A 25,473-nucleotide genomic window follows, 5' to 3' on the forward strand; every position below is an offset into this window, starting at 1 on the left:
GGGGCGGGGGGGCCGGGGCGCGGGCCCGGCCCCGCCCCCCCCCCCCGCCCCCCCCCCCCCCGGGGTGGCAGGAGGGCCAGGGGTCAGAGGGGGGTGGGCGGGAGCGCGGCGGGGGTGACGACCCGGTCGGCGACGCCGTAGGCGACGGCCTCCTGCGCCGGGAGCACCAGGTCGCGGTCCAGGTCGGCGCGCAGCCGCTCGACGGTGTGGCCGGTGTGCCGGGACAGCACCTGCTCGATCTCGCTGCGCAGCCGCAGCACCTCCTCCGCCTGGATCTGCAGGTCCGCCGCGGTGCCCTGCGCCCCGCCCGAGGGCTGGTGCAGCAGCACCCGGGAGTGCTCCAGGACCGAGCGCTTGCCCGGCGCCCCGGCGGCCAGGAGCACCGCGGCCGCCGAGGCGGCCTGGCCCACGCAGAACGTGGCGACGTCCGGCTGCACGAACCGCATCGTGTCGTAGACCGCCATCAGCGCCGTGGCCGAACCCCCGGGCGAGTTGACGTAGAGGTTCACGTCCGCGGTGGAGTTCTCCGAGGCCAGGTGCACCAGTTGCGCGATCACGACGTTCGCCACCGCGTCGTCGATCTCACCGGTCAGGAACACGATGCGCTCGGACAGCAGGCGGCTGAACACGTCGGAGGTGCGTTCCCCGCGCGGGGTGGACTCCGTGACGTACGGGACGAGCGCGTTCACAACCCCACCTTCCGCCCCGCGCCCAGGCGCACGTCGTCCACGCGCTCCACGACGCGGTCCACGATCCCGTACGCGCGCGCCTGCTCGGCGGTGAACCACCGGTCGCGCTGGGAGTCCCGCTCGACCGTCTCCACGTCCTGGCCGGTGTGCTCGGCGATGAGGCGCTGCATCGTCGCCTTCGTGTGGGCGAGGTTCTCCGCCTGGATCGCGATGTCCGCGGCCGTCCCGCCGATCCCGCCGGAGGGCTGGTGCATCATCACCCTCGCGTGCGGCAGGGCGAACCGCTTGCCGGCCGTCCCCGCGCCCAGCAGGAACTGCCCCGTGCTGGCCGCCATGCCCATGACCAGGGTGGCGACGTCGTTGGGGATCAGGCGCATCGTGTCGTACACGGCCAGCCCGGCGCTGACCGAACCCCCGGGGGAGTTGATGTAGAGGGCGACGTCGCTGCGGGGGTCGTCGGCGGACAGCAGCAGCAGCTGCGCGCAGATCCGGTTCGCGACCGCGTCGTCGACCTCCTGGCCCAGCACGACGATGCGCTGGAACAGCAGCCGTTGCGACAGCTGGTCGTCGAACGGACCGGTGGGGGTGGGCATCGGGTTCCTCCCTGGTCGTGGGGTGCTGTCCGACCACCCTCGCCCTCCGGGGGCGGCGCCGGTGGGGTTTCTCCCCGCAGCACATCTCCCGTCGGGAGAACCACCCCCGCCGGTGCGCAGGCGCGCCGCGGCGCCGAGACTGGGCGGGTGCCCGGACCGGAACCCCCCACCGCCGAACCCCGCCGTGCGCCCGGCCGGGTGCGCGCCCCCCGGCTGGTGGGGCGGCGCTGGCTGGGCACCGGCGGCCGCGCGCTCACGGCGGCGGACCTGCGCGGGCGGGTGCTGCTGCTGCACTTCTGGACCGGTTCCTGCGTGAACTGCGTGCACGTGCTGCCCGAGCTGCGGGCGCTGGAGGAGCGGTTCGGCGACGACCTCACCGTCCTCGGCGTGCACTCGCCGAAGTTCCCGCACGAGGCGGAACCCGGTGCGCTGGAAGCGGCCGTCGCCCGGCTGGGCGTCGCGCACCCGGTGCTGGACGACGCCGACCGCGAGACGTGGTCGGCGTACGCAGTGCGCGCGTGGCCCACCCTGGTCGTGGTCGACCCCGACGGGTACGTCGCGGCGTCGGTGTCCGGGGAGGGGCGCGGTACGCAGGTCGCCGCGGTCGTCGAGGAGCTGCTGGCCGCGGCACCGCGCCGCGGCGCGGGCGGGCTCGCCGTGCACCAGGACGCACCGGGCCCGTCGGCGCTGCGCTTCCCCGCGCGGGCCCTGGCGCTGCCCGGCGGCACCGTCCTGGTCGCCGACACGGGCCACCACCAGCTCGTGGAGCTGGCCGGGGACCTGACCACCGAGCTGCGCCGCACCGGCAGCGGCCGGGCCGGCCTGCTGGACGGGGCCGCCGGCGAGGCGGCGTTCGACGAGCCGCAGGGGCTGGCGCTGCTGCCGCCGGAGGTCGCGGCCCGGGCCGGCTACGACCTCGTGGTCGCCGACCGCGGCGCCCACGCGCTGCGCGGGGTGCGGCTGGCCGACGGGCACGTGCGCACCGTCGCCGGCACCGGCCGGCAGGCGCGGCGCCGCACCGGCGGCGGGCCCGCGCTGGAGCAGGACCTGGCCTCCCCGTGGGACGTGGCGTGGTTCGACGGGCAGGTGCTGGTGGCGATGGCCGGCCACCACCAGCTGTGGGCTTTCGACCCGCTGGCGGGGCTGGTGCGCGTCCTGGCCGGCACCACCGCGGAGGGCCTGCGCGACGGCCCCGCCGAGTCGGCGTGGCTGGCGCAGCCCTCGGGGCTGGCGGTGCGGCGCGTCGCGTCGCCGGACGCACCGGGCGGCGTGGGCGGCGCGGTGCGGGAGGAGGCGTGGTTCGTCGACGCGGAGACGTCCGCGCTGCGGGTGCTGCGCCGCACCGGGGCGGTGGACCGCTCGGTGCCGGTGGTCGTGGACGACCGGATGGCGAACGCCGCCCCCGTCGCCCGGCCCGGCCACCGGGTCACCACCGCCGCCGGGCAGGGGCTGTTCGAGTTCGGCCACCGCGACGGCCCGGGCACCGTGGACGGCCGGCCCGGTGCGGGCGGACCGGCGCTGCTCCAGCACCCCCTGGGGGTGGCGGTGGCGCCGGACGGCTCGGTCCTCGTGGCGGACACCTACAACGGTGCCGTGCGCCGCTTCGACCCCGCCACCGGCCGCGTGGACACCCTGCTGCGCGGCCTGGCCGAACCGGCCGACGTCCTCGTGCTGGACGGTCCCGACGGGGGTGCGCTCGTGGTCGTCGAGTCCGCCGCGCACCGCCTCGTCCGGCTGCCGCTGCCGCGGGCGCTGCGGGAGCCGCCGGAGCCCGCAGCGCAGCAGCCGCTGACGCTGCCGCCCGGGCCGGTGCGGCTGGTCGTTGACGTCGCGCCGCCGGCCGGGCAGGAGCTCGACGGGCGCGGCGCGGGCGCGGCCCTGCTGCGGGTGCGCGCCACCCCGCCGGGACTGCTGCGCGCCGTGGCCGGCGAGGGCCTGGAGCAGGAGCTGACGGTGGCCGACGGGGCGGCGGACGGCAGGGCCGAGGGTGTGCTGCACCTGGACCTGCAGGTGGCCACCTGCGACACCGGCGCGGTGCCGGGCGCGGCGTGCCACCTGCACCGGCGGGCCCTGCGGGTGCCCGTGCTGGTGCGGCCCGGCGCCCCGGCCGGGGTGCGCCTGGAGGTCGTGCTGGACCCTCCCGCGTGACCTACTGCCGGTAGCCCTCCACCTCGCCCACGGGCCGCGCGTCCGCCTCGTCGGGGTCCAGCCCCGCGTTGCGCTTGGCCTCGCGCTGGCGCAGCAGGTCCCACAGCTGGTCCAGCTTCTGCTCGGCGTCCTTCAGCTCCGCGTGCTCCTCCTGCGCGGAGAGCTTGCCCTCGGCCAGCGCCGCGCGCAGCGCGTGCTCGCGCTCGACGAGGGTGTTGATCCGCTCGTGGATGTCGTGCTCGTCCATGGGGGCATCCTCGCCGCGCCGTGCGCCGCCCGCACCCCGCACGGTGCCGAGCGGCGCGCCGCGCCGCCGTGCGCCAGGGTGGGGGCGGGCGGCGCGGACGGACCGCGCCCACGACGTCAGGAGGACCGGTGAGCGCCCCCAGCAGCGACGGCCACGACGAGCGCCAGGGCGACGACGGGCTGGTCTCGCTGCTCGCGCCCCCTTCGCAGCGGGGCGTGGCCGTGGTGACCGGCGGTTCCGCCGGGCTGGGCCGCGCGGTCGTGCGCGAGCTCGCCGGGCGCGGCTGGGACGTCGCCGTCCTGGCGCGCGGGCGCGACGGGCTGGCCGGGGCCGTCGCCGACGTCGCCGCGCGCGGCCGGCGCGCCGTGGGGGTCGTGTGCGACGTCGGCGACCACGAGGCCGTGGACGCCGCCGCCGCCCGCGTGGAGGCCGAGCTGGGCCCGATCGAGGTGTGGGTGAACAACGCGATGGCCAGCGTGTTCGCGCGGTTCTGGGAGGTCGACCCCGCCGACTACGCGCGCGCCACCACCACGACCTACTTCGGCTACGTCAACGGCACCCGCGCCGCCCTGTCCCGGATGCGCCCGCGCGACCGCGGCCGCGTCGTGCAGGTCGGTTCCGCGCTGGCCCACCGCGGCATCCCGCTGCAGTCCGCGTACTGCGGCGCCAAGCACGCGATCGTCGGGTTCACCGAGAGCGTCATCACGGAACTGCTGAACGAGGGCAGTTCCGTGACCGTCTCGATCGTCCACATGCCGGGGATGAACACCACCCAGTTCGGGTGGGTGCGCTCGACGCTGCCCCACCACCCGCAGCCGGTGGCGCCGATCTACCAGCCGGAGCTGTGCGCCCGCGTGGTGGGCGACGTGGTGGACCGACCGCGCCGCACCACCTGGGTGGGCGGGTCCACCGTGGGCACCATCCTCGGCAACAGGTTCGTCGCGCCCCTGCTGGACCGGTACCTGGCCCGCACCGGTGTGGACGGCCAGCAGACCGACCAGCCGCGCGAGACGATGGTGGGCGACTACCTGGACGAGCCGGTGCCCGGCGACCACGGCAGCCGCGGCCCGTTCGACGAGCAGTCCCACGAGCGCAGCCCGCAGGTGTGGGCGCTGCTGCACCGGCGCGCCCTGGGCGGTGCGGCCGTCGGCGCCGCCGCCCTCACCGCGGGGCTGCTGGCGCGCGCGCGCCGCTGACGGCCGCCGCTGCGCGCACGTCCACGACCCCGCGGGCGGCGCCGGCCGCGGTCTCGCGGCGCACGTGGTGGCGCCGGCACAGCACCTCGTACGCGATGGTGCCCACCGGCCCCACGTCGAGGGTGCCCTCGGCCCGTCCCACGTCGCCGACGACGACCTGCTCACCGGCGACGACCATGACGCCGTCGACGGTGCGGGCGTTGTGGGTGGCCCGCGCCCCGCACCAGCACAGCGCCTCCACCTGGGGCACCTGCACGCGGTCGGCGAGCTCGATCAGGCGCGCGCTGCCGGGGAAGAGCCTGGTCCTGAAGTCGCTCGTGATCCCGAACGCGAACACGTCGATGCCGAGGTCGTCCACCAGCCGGGCGAGCTGCTCGACCTGCTCGGGGGAGTAGAACTGCGCCTCGTCGCCCACGACGTAGTCGACGGGCCGCTCGCGGTGCCGCCGGGACACCTCCTCCCACAGGTCGGTGCCCTCGGCGACCTCCAGCGCGGGGCGGGCCAGGCCGATGCGGCTGGACACGACGGCTTCGCCGGCGCGGTCGAATCGGGTGAACAGCAGCCCGCGACGGCCCTGGACGCGGTGGTTGTGGTCGACCTGCAGCGCGAGCGTCGACTTGCCGCAGTCCATCGTCCCGGAGAAGAACACCAGCTCGGCCACGGGCGACCATCCTGCCGCACCGTGGTGGGCTCAGGCGTCGCCGGCGGTGACGGCGGCGGCCTCGGCGGGGGAGTGCGCCGCGGGCGCGGCGCGGTGGGCCACGACGTGCCGGCGGCCGGACAGCAGCACCAGCAGGCCCGCGGCGACCCCGGCCGCGCCCAGCACGAACGGCGCCCAGTCGCCGACCGAGCCGCCCAGCTCGCCGGCCGCCCACGCGGCGATCGCGCCGCCGGCGAACCGCACGGCCGAGTACGCCGCCGACGCCGTGGAGCGCTGCGCCGGGGAGACCTCCATGACCAGCTCGGTGACGACGGTGTTGTTCACCCCCAGGAACAGCCCCGCCACGACGGTGCCCACGACCAGGACGGTCCGCGTGCCGGCGAAGACCGCCTCGAGCGCCAGCACGAGGGTGAACAGGGCGAGCATCGCGCTCACCACGGGCACCGGGCCGAACCGCCGCTGCAGGCGCGGGGCGATCCACACCGAGGCCACCGCCAGGCACACCCCCCAGCCGAAGAACACCAGGCCCAGCCGGACGGGGGAGGCGATGTCCAGCGCGAACGGCGTGTACGCCAGCAGGGTGAAGAAGCCGAAGTTGTAGAGGAACGCCATCACCGCGACGGTGCGCAGGCCGGGGTGGCGCAGCGCCCGCACCGGGTCGGCCAGCGACGTCGGTGCGGCCGGCTTCGGCGTGGCGGGCAGCATCACCACGATCGCGAGGAACGCGACCGCCATGAGGGCGGCGGTGCCGAAGAACGGGCCGCGCCAGGACACCTCGCCGAGCAGGCCGCCGGCGAGCGGGCCCATCGCGATGCCCAGGCCGAGCGCCGCCTCGTACAGGACGATGGCGGTGGCGGTGCCACCGCTGGCGGCGCTGACGATGGTGGCCAGCGCGGTGGCGATGAACAGCGCGTTGCCCAGGCCCCAGCCGGCGCGGAAGCCGATGACGGCGCCGATGGAGCCGGAGGCCCCGGCCAGGGCGGCGAAGACGACGATGAGCACCAGCCCGGCCATGAGCGTCTTCTTGGCGCCCAGCCGGCTGGAGACCCAGCCGGTGAGCAGCATCGCCAGGCCGGTGATGCCGAGGTAGGACGTGAACAGCAGCAGCGTCTGCGCCTCCGTGGCGCCGAGGTCGCCGGCGATGGCGGGCAGGATCGGGTCGACCAGGCCGATGCCCATGAAGGAGACGACGGCGGCGAACGCGACCGCCCACACGGCGATCGGCTGCTGCAGGGTTCCGGTGGTTCGGGTTCGGGTTCGGGTGCTGGGCGGGGTGCTCGGCACGGGGACCTCCTCTCGCGGTGGTGGGGTCAGCGGTGGTGGTGTCGGGAGGGTGGGGTCAGGAGGGCGGGGCGGTGGCGTCCCGCACGACGGCGGTGAGCCGGGTGAGCAGGGCGACGGTCTCCTCGGCGCCGGCGCGCTCGTGCTCACCGCCCCGCGCGAGCGCGGCCGCCAGGGGGGCGGACAGCGCCCGGCGGTGCTCGGCGAGGACCTGCGCGCCCCGTCCGGTGAGGGAGACGAGGGTGGCGCGCGCGTCGGCGGGGTCCGCCGCGCGGGTGACGAGGCCGGAGCCGGCGCACCGGGCCACCAGGGCGGTCATGGTGGGCTGCGCGCAGCGCTCCAGCGCCGCGAGCCGGCTGACGCGCAGCGGTCCGCGGCGCTCCAGGGTGCCCAGGACCCGCCCCTGGGGCAGCGAGAGCGGGGTGGAGCCCGCCGCGGCGCCCGCGGCGCGCGTCAGCTCGGAGCAGGCCACGAGGAGCTGCTCGGCGAGCCGCTCATCAGGTTGCATAGGGACACTATATGACAGGGGAGGTGGCAGCCGGTGGCACGGCGTGGTGAGGTTGCCGGGTGAGCACAGCACCGGACCCCGCGCCCGGCGACGGGCGCCGCAGCAGCGACGACCGCCGCAAGCTCATCGACCTCACGCGCGCCGAGCGCGGTGAGCCCGAGCGCCGCCGCCTCGTGGGCGTCGACCGGCGCGGCCCCGACCCCGCGGCCACCCCGGTGCCGGAGCTCGAGACCGACCAGGACGTCCCGCCGCGCCCCGAGGAGGACGTCGCCGCCGCCGGCGAGGACCGCTGAGGACCCCGCCCGCCGCCGGCGGGGCACCGCGCCGGCGGCTCACACCAGCGAGCTGAACGCCTCCACGTCGCGGATCTGCCCCGACACGATGATCACGTCGTCGGCCGAGAGCACCGTCTCCGGCGTGGCGTAGGAGAACCCCTCGCCGGGGCGGTGGTGGGCCACGACCGTCACCCGGTAGGTGCTGCGCAACCGCGCCCCCGCCAGCGTCTGCCCGACCAGCGGAGCGGGCGCGGTCGTCTTCACCATCGCGAAGCCGTCCTCGAACTCGATGTAGTCCAGCATCCGCCCCCGCACCAGGTGCGCCACCCGCAACCCCATCTCGTGCTCGGGACGGATCACCTTGTGCGCGCCGAGCTGCGTCAGGATGCGCGCGTGCGAGTCGCTGATCGCCTTCGCCCACACGTTGCGGATGCCGAACTGCAGCAGCGTCGAGACCGTCAGGATCGACGCCTCGAGGTTCGTGCCGATCCCCACCACGGCGCGGTCGAACTCGTGCACCGACAACTGCCGCAGCGCCTCCTCCCGGGTGGAGTCGGCCACCACGGCGTGCGTGAGGTGCCCGGCCAGCTCGTCGACGAGCTTGGGGTCGGAGTCGATGCCCAGGACGTCCACCTGCCCGTCCTCCATGAGCTCCAGCGCGAGCGAGCGGCCGAACCGGCCCAGGCCGATCACCACCACCGACCGCGGGCGTGAGAGCGCGGACCTCCTAGCCAATGATCGGCCTCCCTTCGGGGAACTCGTACAGGCGGCGGCGCTCGCGCAGGGCCAGCGCCGCCCCCAGGGTGATCGGCCCCAGCCGGCCGAGGAACATCAGCAGGGCCAGGATGAGCTGGCAGGAGTCCGGCAGCGTCGCCACCAGCCCCGAGGACAACCCGACCGTGGCGAACGCCGAGACGACCTCGAACAGCGTCGCGTCCAGCGGGGCGCGGCTCAGCTCCACCACCACCAGCGTGGACACCACGATGACCGCCAGCGAGACCAGGGCGACGGCCAGCGCCTGCCGGTACACGCGGTCCGGGACCCGGCGGGCGAACACGCTCACCGTCTCCTCACCGCGGAACTCCGCGAACACCACGATCAGCAGCAGGGCGAACGTCGTGACCTTGATGCCGCCCGCGGTGCTCGCCGAACCACCGCCGATGAACATCAGCACGTCCATGACGAGCCACGAGCCGCCGTTCATCTGCGTGATGTCCACCGAGTTGAACCCCGAGCTGCGCGTGGCCGTCGTCTGGAACAACCCCGCCAGCGGCCGGGACCACCACGGCAGCGCCCCGAACGTCGCCGGGTTGCGCCACTCGTTCACGGTGAGGAACACCCACCCGAAGACCAGCAGCGCAGCGGTCGTCACCATCGTCAGCTTCGTGTGCAGCGACCACTCCCTCGGCCGGCGGAACTGCCGGCGCAGCTCCAGCAGCACCGGGAACCCCAGCCCGCCCAGCGTGCTGGCCACCATGACGGCCCCGCACATCCACACGTCGGTGGCGAAGTCGGTCATGCTGTCCGAGCGCAGCGCGAAACCGGCGTTGTTGAACGCCGAGATCGCCAGGAACACGCCCTCGCGCACCGCGTCCCAGACGCTGAGCTCGTAGGCCACCAGCAGGCGGGTGATCAGCACCACCGCCGTCACCAGTTCCACCGCCAGGGACACGCGCACGACCCCCACCAGGACCGAGCGCACGTCGCCCAGTTCCAGGCCGCGCGACTCCGTCGCCGTCAGCATCCGCGAGCGCAGCCCCAGCCGGCGGGAGGCGAACACCCCCAGCAGGGAGGCCGACGTCATGATCCCGAAGCCGCCGACCTGCGCCAGCGCCAGGATGACCACCAGCCCGAAACCCGACCAGTGCTCGCGGGTGTCCACCACGACGTGCCCGGTGACGCACAGCGCGCTGATCGCGGTGAACAGCGCGTCGACGAACTCCGCGCCGCCGGGACCCCGCTTGGCCACCGGGACCCACAGCAGCGCCGTGCCCAGGGCCACGGCCGCCGCGAACGCCACCGCCACGACCTGGGCCGGGTGCCGCAGGAACCTGCGGCGGTAGCGGGGGACCGGCCCGGTCGGATCCACCTGCACAGCCTCCAGCTCCAGCGGGGCCCTCGGGCGGCCCGGTCGGGATCAGGCTAGGGCAGCGGGGGGCCGGGCGGTGCGCCTCAGCCGCCCCCCAGCTCCTCACCGGGCACCTCCAGGAGCTCCAGGAGGTCCTCGCGGGCGAAGAAGCGCGCCGTCTCCAGCGCGCTGGGGCTGCCCGCGTACGGGTCGGCGTCGGCCCCCACCAGCGCCACCACCACGTCCGAGAACCCCCGGAAGACCGCGGCCGTCAGCGCCGTGCGGCCGGCCGCGTCGGTCTTGTCGGGGTCGGCGCCGCGCTCCAACAGCGCGCGCACAGCGCTGCGGTGGCCGTGGTAGGCGGCCAGCACCAGCAGGCAGTCGCCGGCGGAGTCGGTGGAGTCCGGCGGCACCCCGGCGTCCAGGTAGGTGCACAGCTGCCGGGTCAGCCCCAGCCGCGCGGACTCGAACACCCGGTGGGCCAGCTCCAGGGCGCGCTCCTCACCGGCGTCGCACGGCCCCACGGGCTCGGCCCAGCGACCACCGCCCTCGCCCCGCCCGGTCACCGCGTCAGGGTAGGTCGCCCGCGCGGGCCCCGCACCCCCTCAGTCGTGCTCCAGGACCGCCTCGACCGTGGCCATCGCCGTGCTCAGCCCGGCCAGGTAGGCCCGCGACACCTCGTACACCTCGTACGCGGGCCGCCCCTGCTCGCCGGCGGTGCCGTCGTCGTCCTCGTAGGACAGCACCGCCCGCAGCGCGCGCCCGGCCGCGCCGCGGCCCTCCAGCAGCGCCGTCCGCACCGACAGCGCCACGCCGGTCGTCTCCACCAGGTCGCCCTCGGCCATCCCCAGGACCGTCGCCACGCCCGACAGCAGCCCCACCGTGTACGCCAGGTCCGAGTCCGCCGGCACCAGCCGCGCGCACGCCGCCGCCCGCGCGAGCACCGTCGTCAGGGACTCGGTGTCCACGCTCGTCACGCCGCCGAGCAGCATGAGCACCACCCACGAGCACAGCTGCCGCCGACCCAGCAGCACGATGGCCTGCCGCAGCGAGGAGATCTCCTGCTGGGTGCCGTAGCCGGCCGAGGAGACCGTGCGCAGCACCCGCAGGCTCAGCCCCGGGTCCGAGGCCACCAGCTGCTCGATCTCCCCGATGGGCGCGTCGCTGCCGGTCAGCGCCCGCACCAGGCGCAGGCACACCAGCTGCGAGGGCGTCAGGCTCACCGACTCCAGGGTCACCGGGCGCTGCAGCCCGTAGCCCTGGAAGAGGTCGCAGCCCGCGGCCGCGCACCGCTCGAACTCCGCGTCGTCCTCCACGCGCTCCACGACCACCAGGGCCGACGGGTTGTGCCGGCGCACCAGCGCCACCACGTCCTCGAAGCGCTCCCCGCTGGCCGCCAGGTCGATCTTCACGTACTCGGCGCGCTCGACGGCCGGCAGGCGGCTCTCCTCGCCGTCGAAGTCGTCCACGGCGACGCGGTAGCCCTGCGCGTGCAGCCGGTCCAGGCCCGCCAGCAGCTCCTCGTCGACCTCCACGTCCTCCAGCAGCTCCAGCACGACCTGGTGCGGCGAGCACGGCACCGGCAGCTCGCCGGTGAAGAAGCCGCGGGTGAGGTTGATGAACAGCGGCTTGTCGCCGGCGATCTGCTCCACGCCGAAGTCGCCGAAGGTGGCGCTGATGACCTGCGAGGTGGCGTGGTCCTGCTCGGCGCCGCTGGACAGGTCCGCGGTGGTGCCGCCGTGGGCGCGGAACAGCAGCTCGTAGGCGACGAGGCGGCGCTCGCCGTCGTAGATGCCCTGCCGGCCGACGCGGACGGTGGAGACGCTGGTCCCGGGCTGGTGGGCCGGGGCGTCGGGGCGCACGGCGGCGCGGTGACGGGCGCTCACGGCGTCGTCCCCGGTGCGGCGGGCCCGGCCGCCCGCGTGGTGCTCCTCACGCACTCCTCTACGGCTGACCGGGCCCCGACCTGTAGGGCTGCCGGGGGTGCGCTGGGCCGAACGGGTGCCGCGGGCGGCAGCTCACCCGCGGACGCCGTCGCCGGGTGCACGGGCACCGCCGCCTCACACCGGGGTGCGGTGGAAGCGGGCGAAGGAGCGGCTCGGCGTCGGGCCCCGCTGCCCCTGGTAGCGCGAGCCGGAGGCGGCGCTGCCGTAGGGGTTCTCCGCGGGGGAGGACAGCCGGAAGAAGCACAGCTGGCCGATCTTCATGCCCGGCCACAGCGTGATCGGCAGGGTCGCCACGTTGGACAGCTCCAGCGTCACGTGCCCGGAGAAGCCGGCGTCGATGAAGCCGGCCGTGGAGTGCGTCAGCAGCCCCAGCCGTCCCAGGCTGGACTTGCCCTCCAGGCGTGCGGAGATGTCGTCGGGCAGCGTGACCACCTCGTACGTGGAGGCCAGCACGAACTCGCCCGGGTGCAGGATGAACGCCTCGTCCGCCGGCACCTCCACCAGCCGCGTCAGCTCCGGCTGCTCCTGGGCCGGGTCGATCACGGAGTACTTGTGGTTGTCGAAGAGGCGGAAGTAGCGGTCGATGCGCACGTCCACGCTGGAGGGCTGCACCATCGACGGCTCGGACGGCTCGAGCACCACGCGCCCGGCGGCCAGCTCGCGGCGGATGTCGCGGTCGGAGAGCAGCACGGGCCCACGCTACCGCCGCGCGGCCCCCGTGCGGGGGGCTCGCGGGCCGGGGGCTGGACCACCGCGCGGTGTCCGTTAGAGTGGTGTCGTCCCGGAGCGCCCCCCGGGACGTGCGGGTGTAGTTCAATGGTAGAACTTCAGCTTCCCAAGCTGATAGCGCGGGTTCGATTCCCGTCACCCGCTCCGTGGCCCTGACCAGCATCTTCGCAGGTCAGGGCCTTTTCACGTCCCTGGCCAGGTCCGCGTGCCCCGGCACCCGTGGCCACCTGCCGGCCGAGGCACGAGCGCGCTACCTGTCAGAGGGGTCTCCGGGAACCGCGTGACCGGCCCCCGGCCCGGTCCAGACGCCGACCGCCCCCCTCGCGGTCGTGCCTCCGGGCGCGGGGAAGACCACCCGCACGCGCAGACCGCCCTCCGGCGGCGCGCCCAGCTCCAGGGCGGCACCGTGCACCTCGGCCACCCGAGCCACGATGGCCAGCCCCAGACCGCTGCCGGGTGGGGCGGGCCCGGCACCCGGGGCGCTGCCGGGCGCCGTGCGTCCCGCGCCGCGGACGAAGGGTTCGGTGAGCGCGGCCAGCAGGTGCGGCGGAACCACCGGGCCGGTGTTGACCACCTGCAGCTCGGCCCGCCCGTCGGTGGTCGTCCCGGTCGTGACCTGGACGCGCCCGCCCGGACCGGTGTTGTGACGGATGCCGTTGAGCACCAGGTTGGTCACCAGTCGCCGGACCAACGGCTCGGCGCCGTCCAGATCCCCCTCGCCGAGATCGACGTGCACGGTGGTCCCGGCCTGGTCGGCCAGTGCGGTCAGGTCCGAGACGACGTCGGCGGTGAGCTCGGCCAGGTCGACCGGGACGAGGGGTGGGGTTCGGCCCTGGTCGAGGGCCGCCAGGGACAGCAGCGCCTCCACCGTCTCGATGCCGCGGTGGTTGGTCTCGTCCAGCTGGCGCAGGAGTCGAGCGACGTCGACGCCGGCCGGGTCGGCCAGTGCGACGTCGAGCACCGCTCGCTCGACGGCGTAGGGCGTGCGCAGCTCGTGGGAGGCGTTGGCCGCGAAGCGGCGCTGCTCCTCCAGGGTGGCCTGGAGCCGGTCGAGCATGGTGTCGAAGGTTTCTGCGAGCTCACCGAACTCGTCCCGGGCGCCCACCAGGCGCACCCGGTGCTCCAGCGAGCCGGCCGCCACCCGCCGGGCGACTCCGTGGATGGAGCGCAACGGGCGGAGCATCCGGCCGGCCAGGAACCAGCCCCCGACCAACCCGACCACCGCCAGCAGGGTGAGCACCACCACCAGCTTCGGCGCCAGCGCGGCCAGCAGGTCGCCGCGATCCGGGGCGGGGACGCCGTCGGCGTCGCTGAAGTTCCCCTCGGGGACGAAGTGCAGGACGTAGGCGAGCAGCGCGACGGTGCCCAGGCCGGCGGCAGCGAGGAAGGCGGCGTAGCTGAGGGTCAGCCGCAGCCGGGCGCTCACCGGTGGTCCGGACCGGTCGTGCCGTCGACAGCGGTCGCCGGTGCACCCACCCGGTAGCCGCTGCCGGGGACGGTGTGGATGAGCCACGGGTCGCCCAGGCGCTTGCGCAGCGAGGAGATGGTGATCCGGACGGCGTTCGTGAAGGGATCGGCGTTCTCGTCCCACGCCTGCTCCAGCAGCTGCTCCGCGCTGACCACCCCGCCGCGGGCGGCCATGAGCACCTCGAGCACCGCGAACTGCTTGCGGGTCAGCCCCACGTACCGGCCGTCCCGGTGCACCTCCCGGCGGAACGGGTCGAGGTGGAGACCGGCGAACTCCACGACCGGCGGCGTGCTGTCGACCGGACGGCGGCTCAGGGCGCGCAGCCGCACCACCAGCTCTCGCATCGCGAAGGGCTTGGTGAGGTAGTCGTCGGCGCCGAGCTCGAAGCCGGCGACCTTCTCCTCCAGCCGGTCGGCCGCGGTCAGCATGAGGATGCGGCAGGGCCGGCCGTCGGCGACGATCCGCCGGGCGACCTCGTCCCCGGAAGTGCCGGGCAGGTCGCGATCGAGCACGACGACGTCGTAGGAGTTGACGGCCAGGTTCTCCAGCGCGCTGCCCCCGTCGTGGACCACGTCCGCGGCGATCGCCTCCAGCCGGAGACCGTCCCGGACGGCGTCGGCGAGGTAGGGCTCGTCCTCAGCGATCAGCACCCGCACGCGGCGATGGTAGGGAGCGCGACGTATCGGCGGCGTATCGGCGCGCGGTGCGGGTCGGAGGCGACGGGGCCGGGTGGGCACCCGGTCAGCCGGCGGTGGGGTCGGTGGCCGGGGCGGGGCACTGGCCACCGCGCTCGACGGCGAGCTCGAAGTGCCACATCTCGTTGGCGTAGGTCTGGCACAGGCCGTAGTCCGAGCCGTGCCGGGACAGCCAGTCCATCGCGTCCGTGGGTCCGATGTCGACCGCGTCGCCGGTGACGTGCGAGGACTCGTCGGGACGGAGCACCCACTCCCGGGCCGCCACGGGGCTCCCGTACTGCTCCACCGCCGCGTCGAAGAGCGCCTGCTGGTGGGCCGCGCTGCGCCATGCGCTGGCCACGTGGAAGGGCACCCCGTCGGCCGTGGCGTCCCGGGCTGCGTCTTGCACCGCCGTGCGCAGGGCGCTGTCGAGACGCGTGATGGCCGGGACGTCGGCGAACGGCGACAGCTCCGCGCCGTCGGGGACGTAGCCGTCCTCGACGGTCAGCTCTCCCCCGCTGGACGTGGCGGCAGCCGAGGAGTCCGACGAACCGGCCGGGGTGGGGGCGGCACCGGTCGGGGCAGCGGCTGGAGCGGTCGGATCCACGGACGAGCACCCGGTCGCTGCGGCGATCAGGACCGGCGCGGTCACCAGCGCAGGGAGCAGCCCCACCCGGGAGCGACCCGCACCTCCCCGGTGCCGGTCGGCCCGGCGCGCTGCAGCGAGGAGCACGGTGGTCAGCGCGACCCCCACGACGGTGCCGGCCGTGTTGGCGACCACGTCGACGACGTCGGGCACCCGGCCCGGCAGCGCGTGCTGCGCCAGTTCGACGAGCGCCGACGCAGCGGCTCCCAGGGCCACCGGGAGGACGGGACCGCGGCGCCGGAGGGTCAGGGTGCCCACCGCGCCCACGGGCACGAACAGCAGCACGTTGCCCGCCGCCTCGACCTCGGCTCGGTGCACGGCGCTTGGCCACGGCACGGCCAGGACGTCGATCCAGGAGGTCACGGTCCTGCGGGCGTCGGCGACGAACCCGGCCGGACCGAGCGTGACACAGCCGACCGCGAGCAGCAGGCCGACAGCGGCCAGCACGAGCAGACCCGGCCCCGGGGAGCCGTGGACGAGGACTCCAGGTGCCCGACTCGCCCGGTCAGGGACTGAGCGGTGAGCGGTCGTCATGGTGAACTCCTCCCCGCCCGGAGGCCCCGGGACGGCAACAGGAACTGGTTGGCAGAACCCAGCTCAGTCCTCCGGTTGTTGCCGCAGCGTCTCCGGTTGCGCATACGTCCACGACAGCCGTGGGCCGTGCATCTCGTGGACACGTGCGTCTCCGCCAGTGCCCGGGCGGCCGGTGTGCGCGTCGATCTGCCACCGCGCGCTGCCGCCGTCACCGTGGAACGAGAACCCCGAGTCGATCGCACGGACCGAGGCCGCTGATCAGGTCCTGGCGTCACTCGGGCGACTTCTGCAGCGAATCTCCAGCGGAGGGCACTAGACGGTCGGGACGGTTCCGCCGTCGATCACGTACTCAGCGCCGAAGATGGCCGAGGCGCGGTCGGACACCAGGAAGCCGACGAGGTCAGCGATCTCCTCCGGCGTCGCGAAACGGCCCTGCGGCACCCCGCCCAGGGAGTCGAAGATCTTCTTCTTGGCCTCCTCGCGGCTGAGGCCGTTTCCCTCGGCGATTCGATCGACGAATCTCTCGTACGCCTCGGTCTGGATGCCGCCGGGGCTGATCGCGTTGACTCGCACGCCGTGGGGTGCGAGTTCGTTCGCGAGGCCCTTGCTGTACGTGCGCAACGCCGCTTTGGACGCCGCGTAAGCCAGGGAGGCGTCGTACTGCGGCATCTGCCGCTGGATGGAGGTGAAGTGGAGCACGACGCCCGACCCGGACTGGATCATCAGCGGGACGAGCGCCCGGTCGAGCCGGACCGCGCCCAGGAAGTTCAGCTGCAGCTCGGCCAGCCACTGCTCGTCGGTGATCTTCACGAACCCGCCGGACGGTGTCGACGAGCCTCCCACGACGTGCACGAGAATCTCCGCACCGCCCGCCTCGATCAACTGCTCCGCGACGACCGCCGAGCCCTCCACGGTCGACGTGTCGGCCTCGATGAAGCGGTCGGGGAACTCGTAGTCATCGGGCATCGATCGAGCGGTCACGAAGACGTCGGCCCCCAGTCGCCGAAGACGTTCAGCCACCGCTCTGCCTGATCCCTTGGACCCGCCGGTGACGAGGGCTCGGCGGCCGTCGAGTCGATCGCGATTCGGTTCATCCATCTCTTGCTCCTTGAAGAGGTTCATTCGGAACTGTTGTGCGGAAACGGCTATCCGCCGTGGTCGCTCGCTTCGATCACGGTGAGGACCGCCTGTGGTGGCCTCCGCCGTGAACTCGACGGCCGCCCCCGTGCGACGACATCGCGTGAGACGCGGAGCCGAGTGACGTGGAAGCTGTACCCCGTGAACCCGACGAGGGTCAGTGCGGTGGGTTCGCCCTGCTTGACCAACGTTCTGGGGCCGCGCCGGAGCACCCGTCCGGTGTTGGCATCGGCATCACCGGCCCAGTCGCTCGCGGCGTCGAGGTCGTTCCCTGTCCCGGACTCGAGGGCTCGTGGAGCGACTCCCATCTGTGATGGGTCAGATCATCCATCCGGAGAACCGCGGCTCCTCGGCGCGGGTCAGGGAAGGGAGATCGACGGTGGGCGCGACGGCGGCCAGCGCAGCCCGCAGTCGGGTCACCACCGCGGGGTTGATGAGTTCGTCGGCAGCGCCCGACGTCAGCCCTCTCTCGACCGGAGCGATTGGACTGCTTCCGCTGGGACGTTGGTCAGGCGGATTCGATCGACAGGTGCGAGACGAGGTCGCCCTGCGTGGTGAAGGCGAACACGAACGCCAGGGGGCCGCCCGGGAACTCGCCGTCGATGGACGCCTCGAGGCGGTTCCGCTCGAAGGAGGTCGGCGTGATGACGATCCTGGGCTCCACCTGGTGCACTCTGATCCACTCGCGGACCGCATCCTCGGTGGCGTAGGTCGTTCCGTCGTCGACGACGGTGGCCCCAGGTGCGAAGACCGCGAAGAGCGCCTCCTCGTCGTGGGCGTTGGTGGTCGTCACGAAGTTCTGGACGGCCTTGGTGAGGGTGATGGAGCTCATCGTTCCCGACCTCTCTCGTGCAGGAGTCCGTCGGCGTGGACGCTTCGGCTCAGCTCGCAGCGTTCGGACGGTGGGCGTCAGCGTACCAGAAGTGCTGTCCTGCAGGACAGTACTTTTCGGGCGGAGAAGGGGTGGGTCAGGTAGGGTGCAGGCGTGAACGAGGAGAGCGCCGCCGAGGGGCGGCGCCCCTCGCCCGCCGGCAACTTCCCCTACCGGTCACAGCTCCTCGCGGACCTGAGCGCGTTGATCATGCTGTGGAACTCACCTGCGCTCCAGGGCCAGATCCTGGCGAAGAGCGGCGAGTCCCTCGACCAGCCGTCGCACCAAGCGCTCCGGCACCTCCTGGCGTGGGGATCGATGCGACCGACCGCCCTCGCCGATGCGCTCGGCACCGGCGCGTCGCACGTGAGCAAGATCGTGCGCCGGCTCGAGGAGGACGGCTTGGTCCAGCGGTCGACCGACCCGTCCGACCGACGCGCGAGCCTGATCACCCTCACCGAGTCGGGGGAGGTCGCGGCGCGCGGCATCTACGCCCTCGGTGACCGGATGATCGCTGAAGTGCTCGAGGGGTGGTCCGCCGCCGACATCCGCCGCTACACCGATCTGACGGATCGCTTCGTGGAAGACGCGATCAGGGCGGCCGCTCGGATGCGCGAGCGCGGCCTCCGCCCCCCGCCGTCCTGACGCGATCGAGCCCACGGGCGATCGGCACGACCTCCGCAGCCCGTCGACGCCCTGCCGGCGGTGAGCTGGCGACCGCCTGTCGAGGCGGTGCCGTTAAGGCGGCACCGGCCCCGGCGCCCGGCTCGAACCGGCCGCCGCTCAGCCGGCGGTGGAGCGGGCGGCCTCGTCGACGACCCGGGCGACGGTCTCCGGCCGGGAGACGGTGACGGCGTGGGAGGCGTCGACCTCGACGGTGCGTGAGCCCGCGCGCTCGGCCATGAACCGCATGGACTCGGCGGGGACGGCCAGGTCCTGCAGGGTGATCAGCGTCCAGGACGGGGTGCTCCTCCAGGCCGCCCGCGTGGCCCGGTCCGCCAGCGCGTCGGTGGTGATGGGCCGCTGGGTGACGGCCATCAGGTCGGCGACGTCGGCGGGGACGTCGGCGGCGAAGACCTCGCGGAACCGCTCCGGCCGGATGCGCAGGTCGGTGCTGGTGGCCCCGTCGGTGGTGACCGGCACGGGTTCCAGGGCGGCGCCGAGCTGAGCTCCCGGGAACTTCGCGGCGAGTTCGCCGGTGCTCTCGCCCACCTCGAGCAGGAAGCTGGCGACGAACACCAGCGCCTTCACGCGGGGGTCACCGTCGGCGGCCTCGCTCATCACGGTGCCGCCGTAGGAGTGGCCGACGAGCACGACCGTGCCGTCCACGCTCTGCAGGACGCTGCGCAGGTGCTGGGCGTCGTGGTGCAGGCCGCGCAGCGGGTTGGCCGCGGCGATCACGGGGTAGCCGTCGCGCCGCAGGTGCGCGATGACGCCGTTCCAGCTGGAGGAGTCGGCGAAGGCCCCGTGGACGAGCACCACCGTGGGCTTGGCGGCGTCGAGGGGGGTCCTGGTGGTGGGGGTGGTGGTCATGGCTGGTTCCTCTCCGGTCGCGGGCGGTGCGGCCGCCCGGTGCTGTCGTGCGGAGTGCTGCGGTGGACGAGCGGCACGGTGGGGGAGGAGCGCCACCCGGCCAGCATTTGCTACATGCAGCATGCGATATATTGGAAGGCGGTTCGGGGCCTGTCAAGGGGTGGTGCACTGCTGGTGGCAGACGTGCCGACGGCGCCAGGAGGTCGAGGGCCGCGCCGGTGCGGTCTCCAGCGCACGGCGCGCTACCGTATATTGCATGCCGATTCCTCCGGGGGACTCCGGTGTCGAACGTGGCCTGCTGCGCGACGACGTGTACCGCCGTCTGCGCGACGCCATCGTGGACGGCACGTTCGCGCCAGGTGAGCAGCTCAAGGACCTCGAGCTCGCCGCCTGGCTCGGTGTCAGCCGGACGCCCGTGCGCGAGGCGCTCCTGCGGCTCGCGCACAGCGGTCTCGTCCTGGCCCAGCCGGGCCGCTCGACGGTGGTCAGCACGCTCGACACCCGGGAGGTCCGGGACGCGCGCGACGTCGTCGCGGCGATGCACGAGCTGGCGGTGCGCGAGGCTGTCGCCCGGCTCGCCGGTTCCGACGTGGCGGCCATGCGCGCCGCCAACCACCGGTTCGCCGCCGCCCTCGAGGCCGGTGAGGCCGAGGCGGCCCTGCGCGCCGACGACGAGCTGCACGGCGTGCTCGTGACCCTCGCCGGCAACCGCGCGCTGGCCACGGTCCTGGAGCAGTTCACCCCCACCGTGCGCCGTGCCGAGCTCCTGCGGTTCGGCTCGCTGCGGGGTGCGACGTCCGTGGCCCGGCACGAGGAGCTCATCCGGCTCTGCGCCGCCGGTGACGTGGAGGGTGCCGCGAGGGTCGCCTACGACACCTGGCACAGCCTGCCCGCCGCCGAGCACGACTCCGCGTCCCCGGTGCCCCTCGGATCGCAGGACTGAGCGCCACCGACCTCGACCCGGATCGACGCGCGCGGTCGCGGCGAGGTCGTCGCCCGCCGCGGCGCACCGCCCCGGCGCGCCGGCGGCGACGGGCACGTCGCTGCGCGAGCCCCGGGTAGCCGCGGGGGGTCGACGTGGCGTGCGTGAGGCACCCCGGTGCGAATCCCCCAGGGGTCGTGTCGAGGTCCGCCCGCGCGTACGAGGTCGTGCGGCCGACAGGCCCGGCGGAGCGGTCGCCCGAAGTCGAGCGCCTCGCGCGCGCCGGGCCCCCGCCGGCGGCGGGGATCGATCCGCCTCGTGGCCGTGGGCGGGAACCGGCTGTGCGCAGCACCTCGGGGCGCCGCCGCTCCGCTCGCGCTCAGCGCGGAGGTGCGCAGCTCGTGCGAGAGCCGCCGCGACCGCGGCCGTGCCCGGCTGCTGCACGTCGAGCCCCGGCTCGAAGGCCCGCGCTGCACCCGGGACGCGCTCCGACGGCTCCCGCCGCGACGGGGCTCTTGACGGCCACTTGATGAGCATGCAATATATCGGCCGTTGGGCGGCGTCCCACCACACGGTCACCGCAGGTGGTGATCTCCACCCGTCAGTGCCGGTGGCCCACGACGCGACCAGTGCCCGGTCGACACCTCGCACCGTTGCGGCGGCGGTGACGCGAACCCGTACGCCTCCGCCACGAACTCGTGCACGCGAAAGCGTGCCGAACAAGAGGAGCACCGTGCAGCCGGGGAGCAGGTGCTGCGTGCGCACCACCGCGCCGCCCGGCTGCAGCACCTCGATGGACGACCCGATCGGCGAGCTGTTCGCGCGGACCGGCATCGAGCCCCACCACCCCGCGCACACCCGCTCCCTGCTCAGCGCGTCGGGCCACCACCCGTCGACCACCCACCTGTTCCAGGACGAGCGAGAAGCTCACGACCACAGAAGGAGACGGTCATGGAGGAAGCCGACACCCCTGGCGGCGGTTCCGCGAGCGGGCACCGCACCGCCGACCAGGTCGCCCGACCGCGAACGTCTGCGCAGACGAGCCACTCCGACGAGGCGAGCCACTACGACTACGTGGTGATCGGAGCCGGATCGGCCGGCTCCGTGCTCGCCGCGCGGCTGTCCGAGGACCCGAGCACCCGAGTTCTGCTGCTCGAATCCGGCCCGGCCGACACCAGGCCGGAGATCGCCTCGCCGCCCGCGTGGCCGGCGCTGTGGGGCACCGAGGTCGACTACTCCTACCTCACCGTTCCGCAGAGGGGAACCGCCGGGCACTCCCACGGCTGGCCCCGCGGCCACACCCTCGGCGGCAGCAGCAGCATCAACGCGATGGTGTACCTGCGTGGGCACCCCCATGACTTCGACCACTGGGCCGAGTCAGGGTGCACCGGCTGGGACTACGACTCCGTGTTGCCCTACTTCCAGCGCATGGAGACGGCCCACGGGCGCGTTCCGGCCCTGCGCGGCACCTCTGGGCCCATGTCGCCCGCACCTGCTGCCGCCGCGGACGCCAACCCGCTGTCGCAGGTGTTCCTCGACGGCGCGCTCGCCGCGGGCTTCCCGATCACCGAGGACTTCAACGGCGCCCACGGCGAGGGCGCCGGCTGGCACGACCTCTCGATCTCCGGTGGGGTCCGGCAGAGCACCGCGGCCGCCTACCTGCACCCGCTGCGCGGGCGCCGACCCAACCTCAGCGTCTTCACCGGCTCCCGAGCCCGCAAGCTGCGCATGGACGGTGATCGGTGCATCGGCGTGGACTTCGAACGTGGCGGTGAACTCACCACTGCGTTCGCCGACGCCGAGGTGGTGCTCAGCGCCGGCGCGGTCGACTCACCCCGACTGCTGCTGTTGTCCGGCATCGGACCGGCTGCCGAGCTCGCAGCCGCCGGTGTCCACGTGGTGCACGACCTGCCCGGGGTGGGGCGGAACCTGCACGACCACCCGTTGTGCGGGGTCGTCTACGAGGCATCGCAACCGATCCCGGCTGGACGCACCAACCACGCCGAGACCTCGATGCTGTGGCGCAGCGACGAGTCGCTCGCAGGCCCGGACATGCAGCTGATGTTCATCCACGTGCCGTTCCACCCCCCGCACCTGAGCGCCCCGCCCAACAGCTTCACGCTCGCTATCGCGACGGTGCCCGAGTCGCGCGGGTCCATCCGCCTCGCAGGACCCGATCCGACGACCCCGCCGTTGATCGACCCGAACTACCTCGGTTCGGAGTCCGACGTGCGGCGCATGGTCCAGGGTTTGCGGGTGGCTCGTGAGATCGCGGCTACCGCGCCCTTCGCGCCGTGGCTCGCGCGCGAAGTGCTCCCCGGGCCCGGCGCCGGGGACGAAGCGGCGCTGCGTTCGTACCTGGCCCGCGGCACCAGCACGTACTACCACCCGGTCGGCAGCTGCGCGATGGGCACCGGCCCGGGTGCGGTGGTCGATCCCGACCTGCGCGTGCACGGCGTGAACGGTCTGCGCGTGGCCGACGCCTCGATCATGCCCCGGATCGTCCCGGTCAACACCAACGCCACCACCATCATGATCGGCGAGAAGGCCGCCGACCTGATCCGCCAGCCGGTCCGCCGAGCAGCGGCCCGGCGCCCGGCGCCGTCGCGCCCCGAGGAGACGACCGATGCGGTTCGGTGAACTGGATGCGGACCTCACCGGAACCGACGACGGGACGGCGCCGGTGGTGCTCGTGCACGGGCTGACGTTCGATCGCGGCACGTGGGGTCCGCTGGTCAGCGCCCTGGGTCGGCGTCGGACGCTGACGGTGGACCTGCCGGGACACGGTCGCTCCCCTCGGCGCGGCTCGTACGACCTGCGTGAGGTCGCCGACGTGCTGCACGAGGCGATCACCGCCGCGCACCTGGGTACGCCTGTGCTGGTCGGCCACTCGATCGGGGGAGTGCTGGCCACCGTCTACGCGGCCGAGCACCCGGCGCGCGCAGTGCTGAACATCGATCAACCGCTGCTGGCCGGCTCCTTCGGCGACCTGCTCCGCTCGCTCGAGCCCGAGCTGCGCGGGCCGGACCACCTGAGGGTGTGGCAACGCTTGCTGGCCGGGATGGGTGTCGAGCAACTGCCCCCCGCGCTGCAGGGCCTGCTGCGATCGACGCCACGCCAGGACCTGCTCCTGGGGTACTGGCACGAAGTCCTGACGACGCCGCCGCAGCAGCTGCGCGCACACCGCACTCGCCAGCTCAGCGCGCTGCGCGAGTCCGGTACCGCCTACCACCACGTCAGCCGCGCCCCGCTGAACCCCGCCTACCGGGCTTGGTTGCGCACGCACCTGCCGGACGCCGCGATGACAGTGCTGCCGGGCAGCGGGCACTTCCCGCACCTGGCCCAGCCGGAGGCGCTGGTGGAGATCCTCTCCAGCTGGCGCTGAGCGACCGGTCCCGTCCGGGGTGATCTCGCACCGGTGGCGGGCGCGCAGCGCGCCCGCCAGGGTTGTCCGCCGTGTCCCTCCTCGACCCCGACGTCCCCTGGCCGCTCCTGCCCAGCCTCATCGGCCTCGTCGTCGCCGGTGTCGTCATCGTCGTCACCGGCACCCGCATGACCGCCGTCGCCGACGAGATCGCCGACCGCACCGGCATGGGGGAGGCGATCGCCGGCGCCGTGCTCCTGGGCGCGACCACGTCCCTGCCCGGCCTGGTGACCGTGGCCGTCGGCGGGTTGTCCGGGGACGCGCAGTTCGCCTTCGCCAACCCCGTCGGCGGCATCCTCATCCAGACGGTCTGGCTGGCCGTCGCCGACCTGTACTACCGCCGCGTCAACCTCGAGCACGCGGCGGCCTCCAGCCAGAACCTCATGCAGGCCCTCGTCCTCCTCGGCCTGCTGGCCGTCCCGCTGATCGGCTTCGCCCTGCCCGACCTGGCCGTCTTCAGCGTCCACCCCGCCACGATCGCGATCCCCGTGCTCTACGCGGGCGGGCTGGTGCTCGTGCGCCGGTTGCACGACGACCCCATGTGGAAGCCCGTCGTGACCGACGAGACCGTCGAGGACGTGCCCCAGGAGGGCAGCGGCGCCAGCGGCCGCCGCCTCGCGGTCTCCTTCGCGCTGCTCGCGGTGGCGATGGCGGTCGCCGGGTACGTCGTGGGCCGCGCCGGGCTCGGTGTCGTCGACGCCACCGGCGCCTCCGGTGGCCTCGTCGGCTCCACCCTCACCACGGCCGTGTCGTCCCTGCCGGAGCTCGTCACCCTCATCGCCGCCGTCCGCCTGCGCGCCCTCGCGCTCGGCGTCGGCGACATCATCGGCGGCAACGTCTTCGACGCCCTGCAGATCGCGGTGGCCGACGTGTTCTACCGCGAGGGCCCGATCTACGCCGACGCCGGCGCCTCCGGCCTGCTGCTGCTCGCCGCCGGCCTGCTCATGAGCGCCCTGCTGGCGGCCGGCCTGCTGCTGCGCGGCCGGCGCGGCATCGGCTTCGAGGGCGTCGCCATCCCCGTCGTCTGGGTCGGCGCGATCGTCGGCGTCAGCTTCCTCTAGGGGCGTCCGGACCGGAAAACCTCTCCCCCCGGGGGCGCGGGACCGCGACGATGTCCCCGCGCCGGGAGGTGCCCGGCGGGGGAGGGGGACGCCGTGCTGACGATCGGGATGCTGGGCGGGATGAGCTGGGAGTCCAGCGCCGAGTACTACCGCCTCGCCAACGAGCTGGTGCGCGAGCGCCTCGGGGGGCTGCACTCCGCCCGCTGCCTGCTCGCCTCCGTGGACTTCGCCGACGTCGAGCGGCTGCAGGTCGCGGGGGAGTGGGAGGAGGCGGGGCGGTTCCTCGCCGGCTGCGCGGCGAGCCTGGAGGCGGGCGGCGCGGACCTGCTGCTGCTGTGCACCAACACCATGCACGAGGTGGCCGACCGGGTGCAGGCGGCGGTCACCGTCCCCCTGCTGCACATCGTCGACGTCACCGCCGCCGCCGTGCGCGCCGCCGGGCTGAGCAGGGTGGGTCTGCTGGCGACGGCGTTCACGATGGAGCGGGACTCCTACCGGGAGCGGATGGCCGGCCACGGCGTGGACGTCCTCGTCCCCGGGGCGGAGCAGCACGAGCTGGTCCACCGGGTCATCTACGACGAGCTGTGCCTCGGGGTCGTCGACGACGGCTCCCGCGCCCGCTACCGCGAGGTCATCGACGACCTCGTCGCGGCCGGTGCGCAGGGCGTCGTGCTGGGGTGCACGGAGATCGAGCTGCTCATCGGGCCGCAGGACTGCCCGGTGCCGGTCTTCCCCAGCACGCGGCTGCACGTCGAGGCCGCCGTCGAGCGGGCGCTCGCCGGCGGCGCTCCCGGCTGACGCGCGGTCGCGGGGTGCCGGGGCCGCATCAGCGCGCGGCCGGGGCGCGGTGGACCGGGGCCTT

Annotated in this window: 26 protein-coding genes and 1 tRNA gene; 10 read left to right on the forward strand and 17 right to left on the reverse strand. The window is 74.3% G+C overall.

Features of this window, described 5'->3' with window-relative positions; all coding sequences use genetic code 11:
• Positions 1-83 precede the first annotated feature (83 nt).
• Together ACRYM0_RS11375 and ACRYM0_RS11380 are read right to left on the reverse strand one after the other, a co-directional pair.
• Positions 84-689 carry an ATP-dependent Clp protease proteolytic subunit gene (locus tag ACRYM0_RS11375; protein ID WP_432505116.1) on the reverse strand — a complete coding sequence of 202 codons (606 nt, stop codon included), beginning with the start codon at positions 687-689 and terminating at the stop codon, positions 84-86.
• Entirely contained in the window at positions 686-1,282 is a 597-nt protein-coding gene (locus ACRYM0_RS11380; protein WP_432505118.1) for a ClpP family protease, read from the reverse strand. The genes ACRYM0_RS11375 and ACRYM0_RS11380 overlap by 4 nt, the downstream gene beginning before the upstream one ends.
• Before the next feature lie 147 nt (positions 1,283-1,429).
• Between ACRYM0_RS11380 and ACRYM0_RS11385 the strand changes: the two genes are divergently transcribed.
• Positions 1,430-3,430, forward strand: a complete 2,001-nt coding sequence (locus tag ACRYM0_RS11385; protein WP_432505120.1) for a redoxin domain-containing protein — start codon at positions 1,430-1,432, stop codon at positions 3,428-3,430.
• Between the two features lies 1 nt (position 3,431).
• Here ACRYM0_RS11385 and ACRYM0_RS11390 read toward each other — a convergent pair whose 3' ends face one another.
• Entirely contained in the window at positions 3,432-3,677 is a 246-nt protein-coding gene (locus ACRYM0_RS11390; protein ID WP_432505122.1) for a DUF2630 family protein, read from the reverse strand.
• 188 nt (positions 3,678-3,865) lie between these two features.
• Here ACRYM0_RS11390 and ACRYM0_RS11395 point away from each other — a divergent pair, with 188 nt between their 5' ends.
• Positions 3,866-4,873: an SDR family oxidoreductase gene (locus ACRYM0_RS11395; protein WP_432505180.1), complete on the forward strand. Its 1,008-nt coding sequence runs from the start codon at positions 3,866-3,868 to the stop codon at positions 4,871-4,873.
• On the opposite strand, the gene ACRYM0_RS11400 is transcribed toward ACRYM0_RS11395, so the two are convergent.
• From ACRYM0_RS11400 to ACRYM0_RS11410, 3 genes are read right to left on the reverse strand one after another with little or no spacing between them, the layout of a single operon-like run.
• Entirely contained in the window at positions 4,839-5,534 is a 696-nt protein-coding gene (locus ACRYM0_RS11400; protein ID WP_432505124.1) for a thymidine kinase, read from the reverse strand. The genes ACRYM0_RS11395 and ACRYM0_RS11400 overlap by 35 nt on opposite strands.
• A 30-nt stretch (positions 5,535-5,564) precedes the next feature.
• Positions 5,565-6,818 carry an MFS transporter gene (locus tag ACRYM0_RS11405; protein WP_432505125.1) on the reverse strand — a complete coding sequence of 418 codons (1,254 nt, stop codon included), beginning with the start codon at positions 6,816-6,818 and terminating at the stop codon, positions 5,565-5,567.
• A gap of 55 nt (positions 6,819-6,873) precedes the next feature.
• Positions 6,874-7,323: a MarR family winged helix-turn-helix transcriptional regulator gene (locus tag ACRYM0_RS11410; RefSeq protein ID WP_432505127.1), complete on the reverse strand. Its 450-nt coding sequence runs from the start codon at positions 7,321-7,323 to the stop codon at positions 6,874-6,876.
• 59 nt (positions 7,324-7,382) lie between these two features.
• Between ACRYM0_RS11410 and ACRYM0_RS11415 the strand changes: the two genes are divergently transcribed.
• On the forward strand, positions 7,383-7,616 hold the full coding sequence (locus ACRYM0_RS11415) for a hypothetical protein (RefSeq protein WP_432505129.1): 234 nt from the start codon (positions 7,383-7,385) through the stop codon (positions 7,614-7,616).
• Positions 7,617-7,655: 39 nt separating this feature from the next.
• On the opposite strand, the gene ACRYM0_RS11420 is transcribed toward ACRYM0_RS11415, so the two are convergent.
• The 5 genes from ACRYM0_RS11420 to dcd form a co-directional block, all read right to left on the reverse strand.
• Positions 7,656-8,297 carry a potassium channel family protein gene (locus ACRYM0_RS11420; RefSeq protein ID WP_432505131.1) on the reverse strand — a complete coding sequence of 214 codons (642 nt, stop codon included), beginning with the start codon at positions 8,295-8,297 and terminating at the stop codon, positions 7,656-7,658.
• A gap of 28 nt (positions 8,298-8,325) precedes the next feature.
• Positions 8,326-9,687: a TrkH family potassium uptake protein gene (locus tag ACRYM0_RS11425; protein WP_432505133.1), complete on the reverse strand. Its 1,362-nt coding sequence runs from the start codon at positions 9,685-9,687 to the stop codon at positions 8,326-8,328.
• A gap of 83 nt (positions 9,688-9,770) precedes the next feature.
• Entirely contained in the window at positions 9,771-10,232 is a 462-nt protein-coding gene (locus ACRYM0_RS11430; RefSeq protein ID WP_432505135.1) for an ankyrin repeat domain-containing protein, read from the reverse strand.
• A 39-nt stretch (positions 10,233-10,271) separates the two neighbouring features.
• Positions 10,272-11,552, reverse strand: a complete 1,281-nt coding sequence (locus ACRYM0_RS11435) for an EAL and HDOD domain-containing protein (protein ID WP_432505137.1) — start codon at positions 11,550-11,552, stop codon at positions 10,272-10,274.
• A 174-nt stretch (positions 11,553-11,726) separates the two neighbouring features.
• Positions 11,727-12,302 (reverse strand): dCTP deaminase, encoded by a 576-nt coding sequence (gene dcd / locus ACRYM0_RS11440; protein WP_432505138.1) that lies wholly within the window; start codon positions 12,300-12,302, stop codon positions 11,727-11,729.
• A 112-nt stretch (positions 12,303-12,414) separates the two neighbouring features.
• On the opposite strand from dcd, the gene ACRYM0_RS11445 reads away from it, so the two are divergent.
• Positions 12,415-12,485: transfer RNA gene (locus ACRYM0_RS11445), tRNA-Gly, on the forward strand.
• A gap of 106 nt (positions 12,486-12,591) precedes the next feature.
• Here ACRYM0_RS11445 and ACRYM0_RS11450 read toward each other — a convergent pair.
• The 5 genes from ACRYM0_RS11450 to ACRYM0_RS11470 all read right to left on the reverse strand — a co-directional run bounded on the left by ACRYM0_RS11450 (position 12,592) and on the right by ACRYM0_RS11470 (position 17,632).
• A complete protein-coding gene (locus ACRYM0_RS11450) occupies positions 12,592-13,767 on the reverse strand; it encodes a sensor histidine kinase (protein ID WP_432505140.1) in 1,176 nt (391 codons plus the stop codon).
• A complete protein-coding gene (locus ACRYM0_RS11455) occupies positions 13,764-14,465 on the reverse strand; it encodes a response regulator transcription factor (protein WP_432505142.1) in 702 nt (233 codons plus the stop codon). The genes ACRYM0_RS11450 and ACRYM0_RS11455 overlap by 4 nt, the downstream gene beginning before the upstream one ends.
• Positions 14,466-14,550: 85 nt before the next feature.
• Entirely contained in the window at positions 14,551-15,576 is a 1,026-nt protein-coding gene (locus ACRYM0_RS11460) for a VanZ family protein (protein ID WP_432505144.1), read from the reverse strand.
• A gap of 399 nt (positions 15,577-15,975) precedes the next feature.
• A complete protein-coding gene (locus tag ACRYM0_RS11465; RefSeq protein ID WP_432505182.1) occupies positions 15,976-16,761 on the reverse strand; it encodes an SDR family oxidoreductase in 786 nt (261 codons plus the stop codon).
• Positions 16,762-17,308: 547 nt separating this feature from the next.
• Positions 17,309-17,632, reverse strand: a complete 324-nt coding sequence (locus ACRYM0_RS11470; RefSeq protein ID WP_432505145.1) for a hypothetical protein — start codon at positions 17,630-17,632, stop codon at positions 17,309-17,311.
• Positions 17,633-17,785: 153 nt separating this feature from the next.
• Here ACRYM0_RS11470 and ACRYM0_RS11475 point away from each other — a divergent pair, with 153 nt between their 5' ends.
• Positions 17,786-18,316 (forward strand): MarR family winged helix-turn-helix transcriptional regulator, encoded by a 531-nt coding sequence (locus ACRYM0_RS11475; RefSeq protein WP_432505147.1) that lies wholly within the window; start codon positions 17,786-17,788, stop codon positions 18,314-18,316.
• A 138-nt stretch (positions 18,317-18,454) separates the two neighbouring features.
• On the opposite strand, the gene ACRYM0_RS11480 is transcribed toward ACRYM0_RS11475, so the two are convergent.
• Entirely contained in the window at positions 18,455-19,204 is a 750-nt protein-coding gene (locus ACRYM0_RS11480) for an alpha/beta fold hydrolase (RefSeq protein WP_432505149.1), read from the reverse strand.
• Positions 19,205-19,460: 256 nt separating this feature from the next.
• On the opposite strand from ACRYM0_RS11480, the gene ACRYM0_RS11485 reads away from it, so the two are divergent.
• From ACRYM0_RS11485 to ACRYM0_RS11505, 5 genes are all read left to right on the forward strand, one after another.
• On the forward strand, positions 19,461-20,147 hold the full coding sequence (locus ACRYM0_RS11485) for a GntR family transcriptional regulator (RefSeq protein ID WP_432505151.1): 687 nt from the start codon (positions 19,461-19,463) through the stop codon (positions 20,145-20,147).
• Positions 20,148-21,077: 930 nt separating this feature from the next.
• The gene (locus ACRYM0_RS11490; RefSeq protein WP_432505153.1) at positions 21,078-22,766 is read left to right on the forward strand and encodes a GMC family oxidoreductase; all 1,689 of its coding nucleotides are present in this window, start codon (positions 21,078-21,080) and stop codon (positions 22,764-22,766) included.
• Positions 22,753-23,511: an alpha/beta fold hydrolase gene (locus tag ACRYM0_RS11495; RefSeq protein WP_432505155.1), complete on the forward strand. Its 759-nt coding sequence runs from the start codon at positions 22,753-22,755 to the stop codon at positions 23,509-23,511. Before ACRYM0_RS11490 ends, ACRYM0_RS11495 begins: the two co-directional genes overlap by 14 nt.
• A gap of 71 nt (positions 23,512-23,582) precedes the next feature.
• Complete coding sequence (locus tag ACRYM0_RS11500; protein WP_432505157.1) at positions 23,583-24,611, forward strand: sodium:calcium antiporter; 1,029 nt, start codon at positions 23,583-23,585, stop codon at positions 24,609-24,611.
• Between the two features lie 93 nt (positions 24,612-24,704).
• Positions 24,705-25,409 carry an aspartate/glutamate racemase family protein gene (locus tag ACRYM0_RS11505; protein ID WP_432505159.1) on the forward strand — a complete coding sequence of 235 codons (705 nt, stop codon included), beginning with the start codon at positions 24,705-24,707 and terminating at the stop codon, positions 25,407-25,409.
• The last annotated feature ends 64 nt before the right edge of the window (positions 25,410-25,473 follow it).

It is taken from the genome of Kineococcus arenarius subsp. arenarius, from assembly GCF_050871845.1.
GTDB lineage: Bacteria > Actinomycetota > Actinomycetes > Actinomycetales > Kineococcaceae > Kineococcus.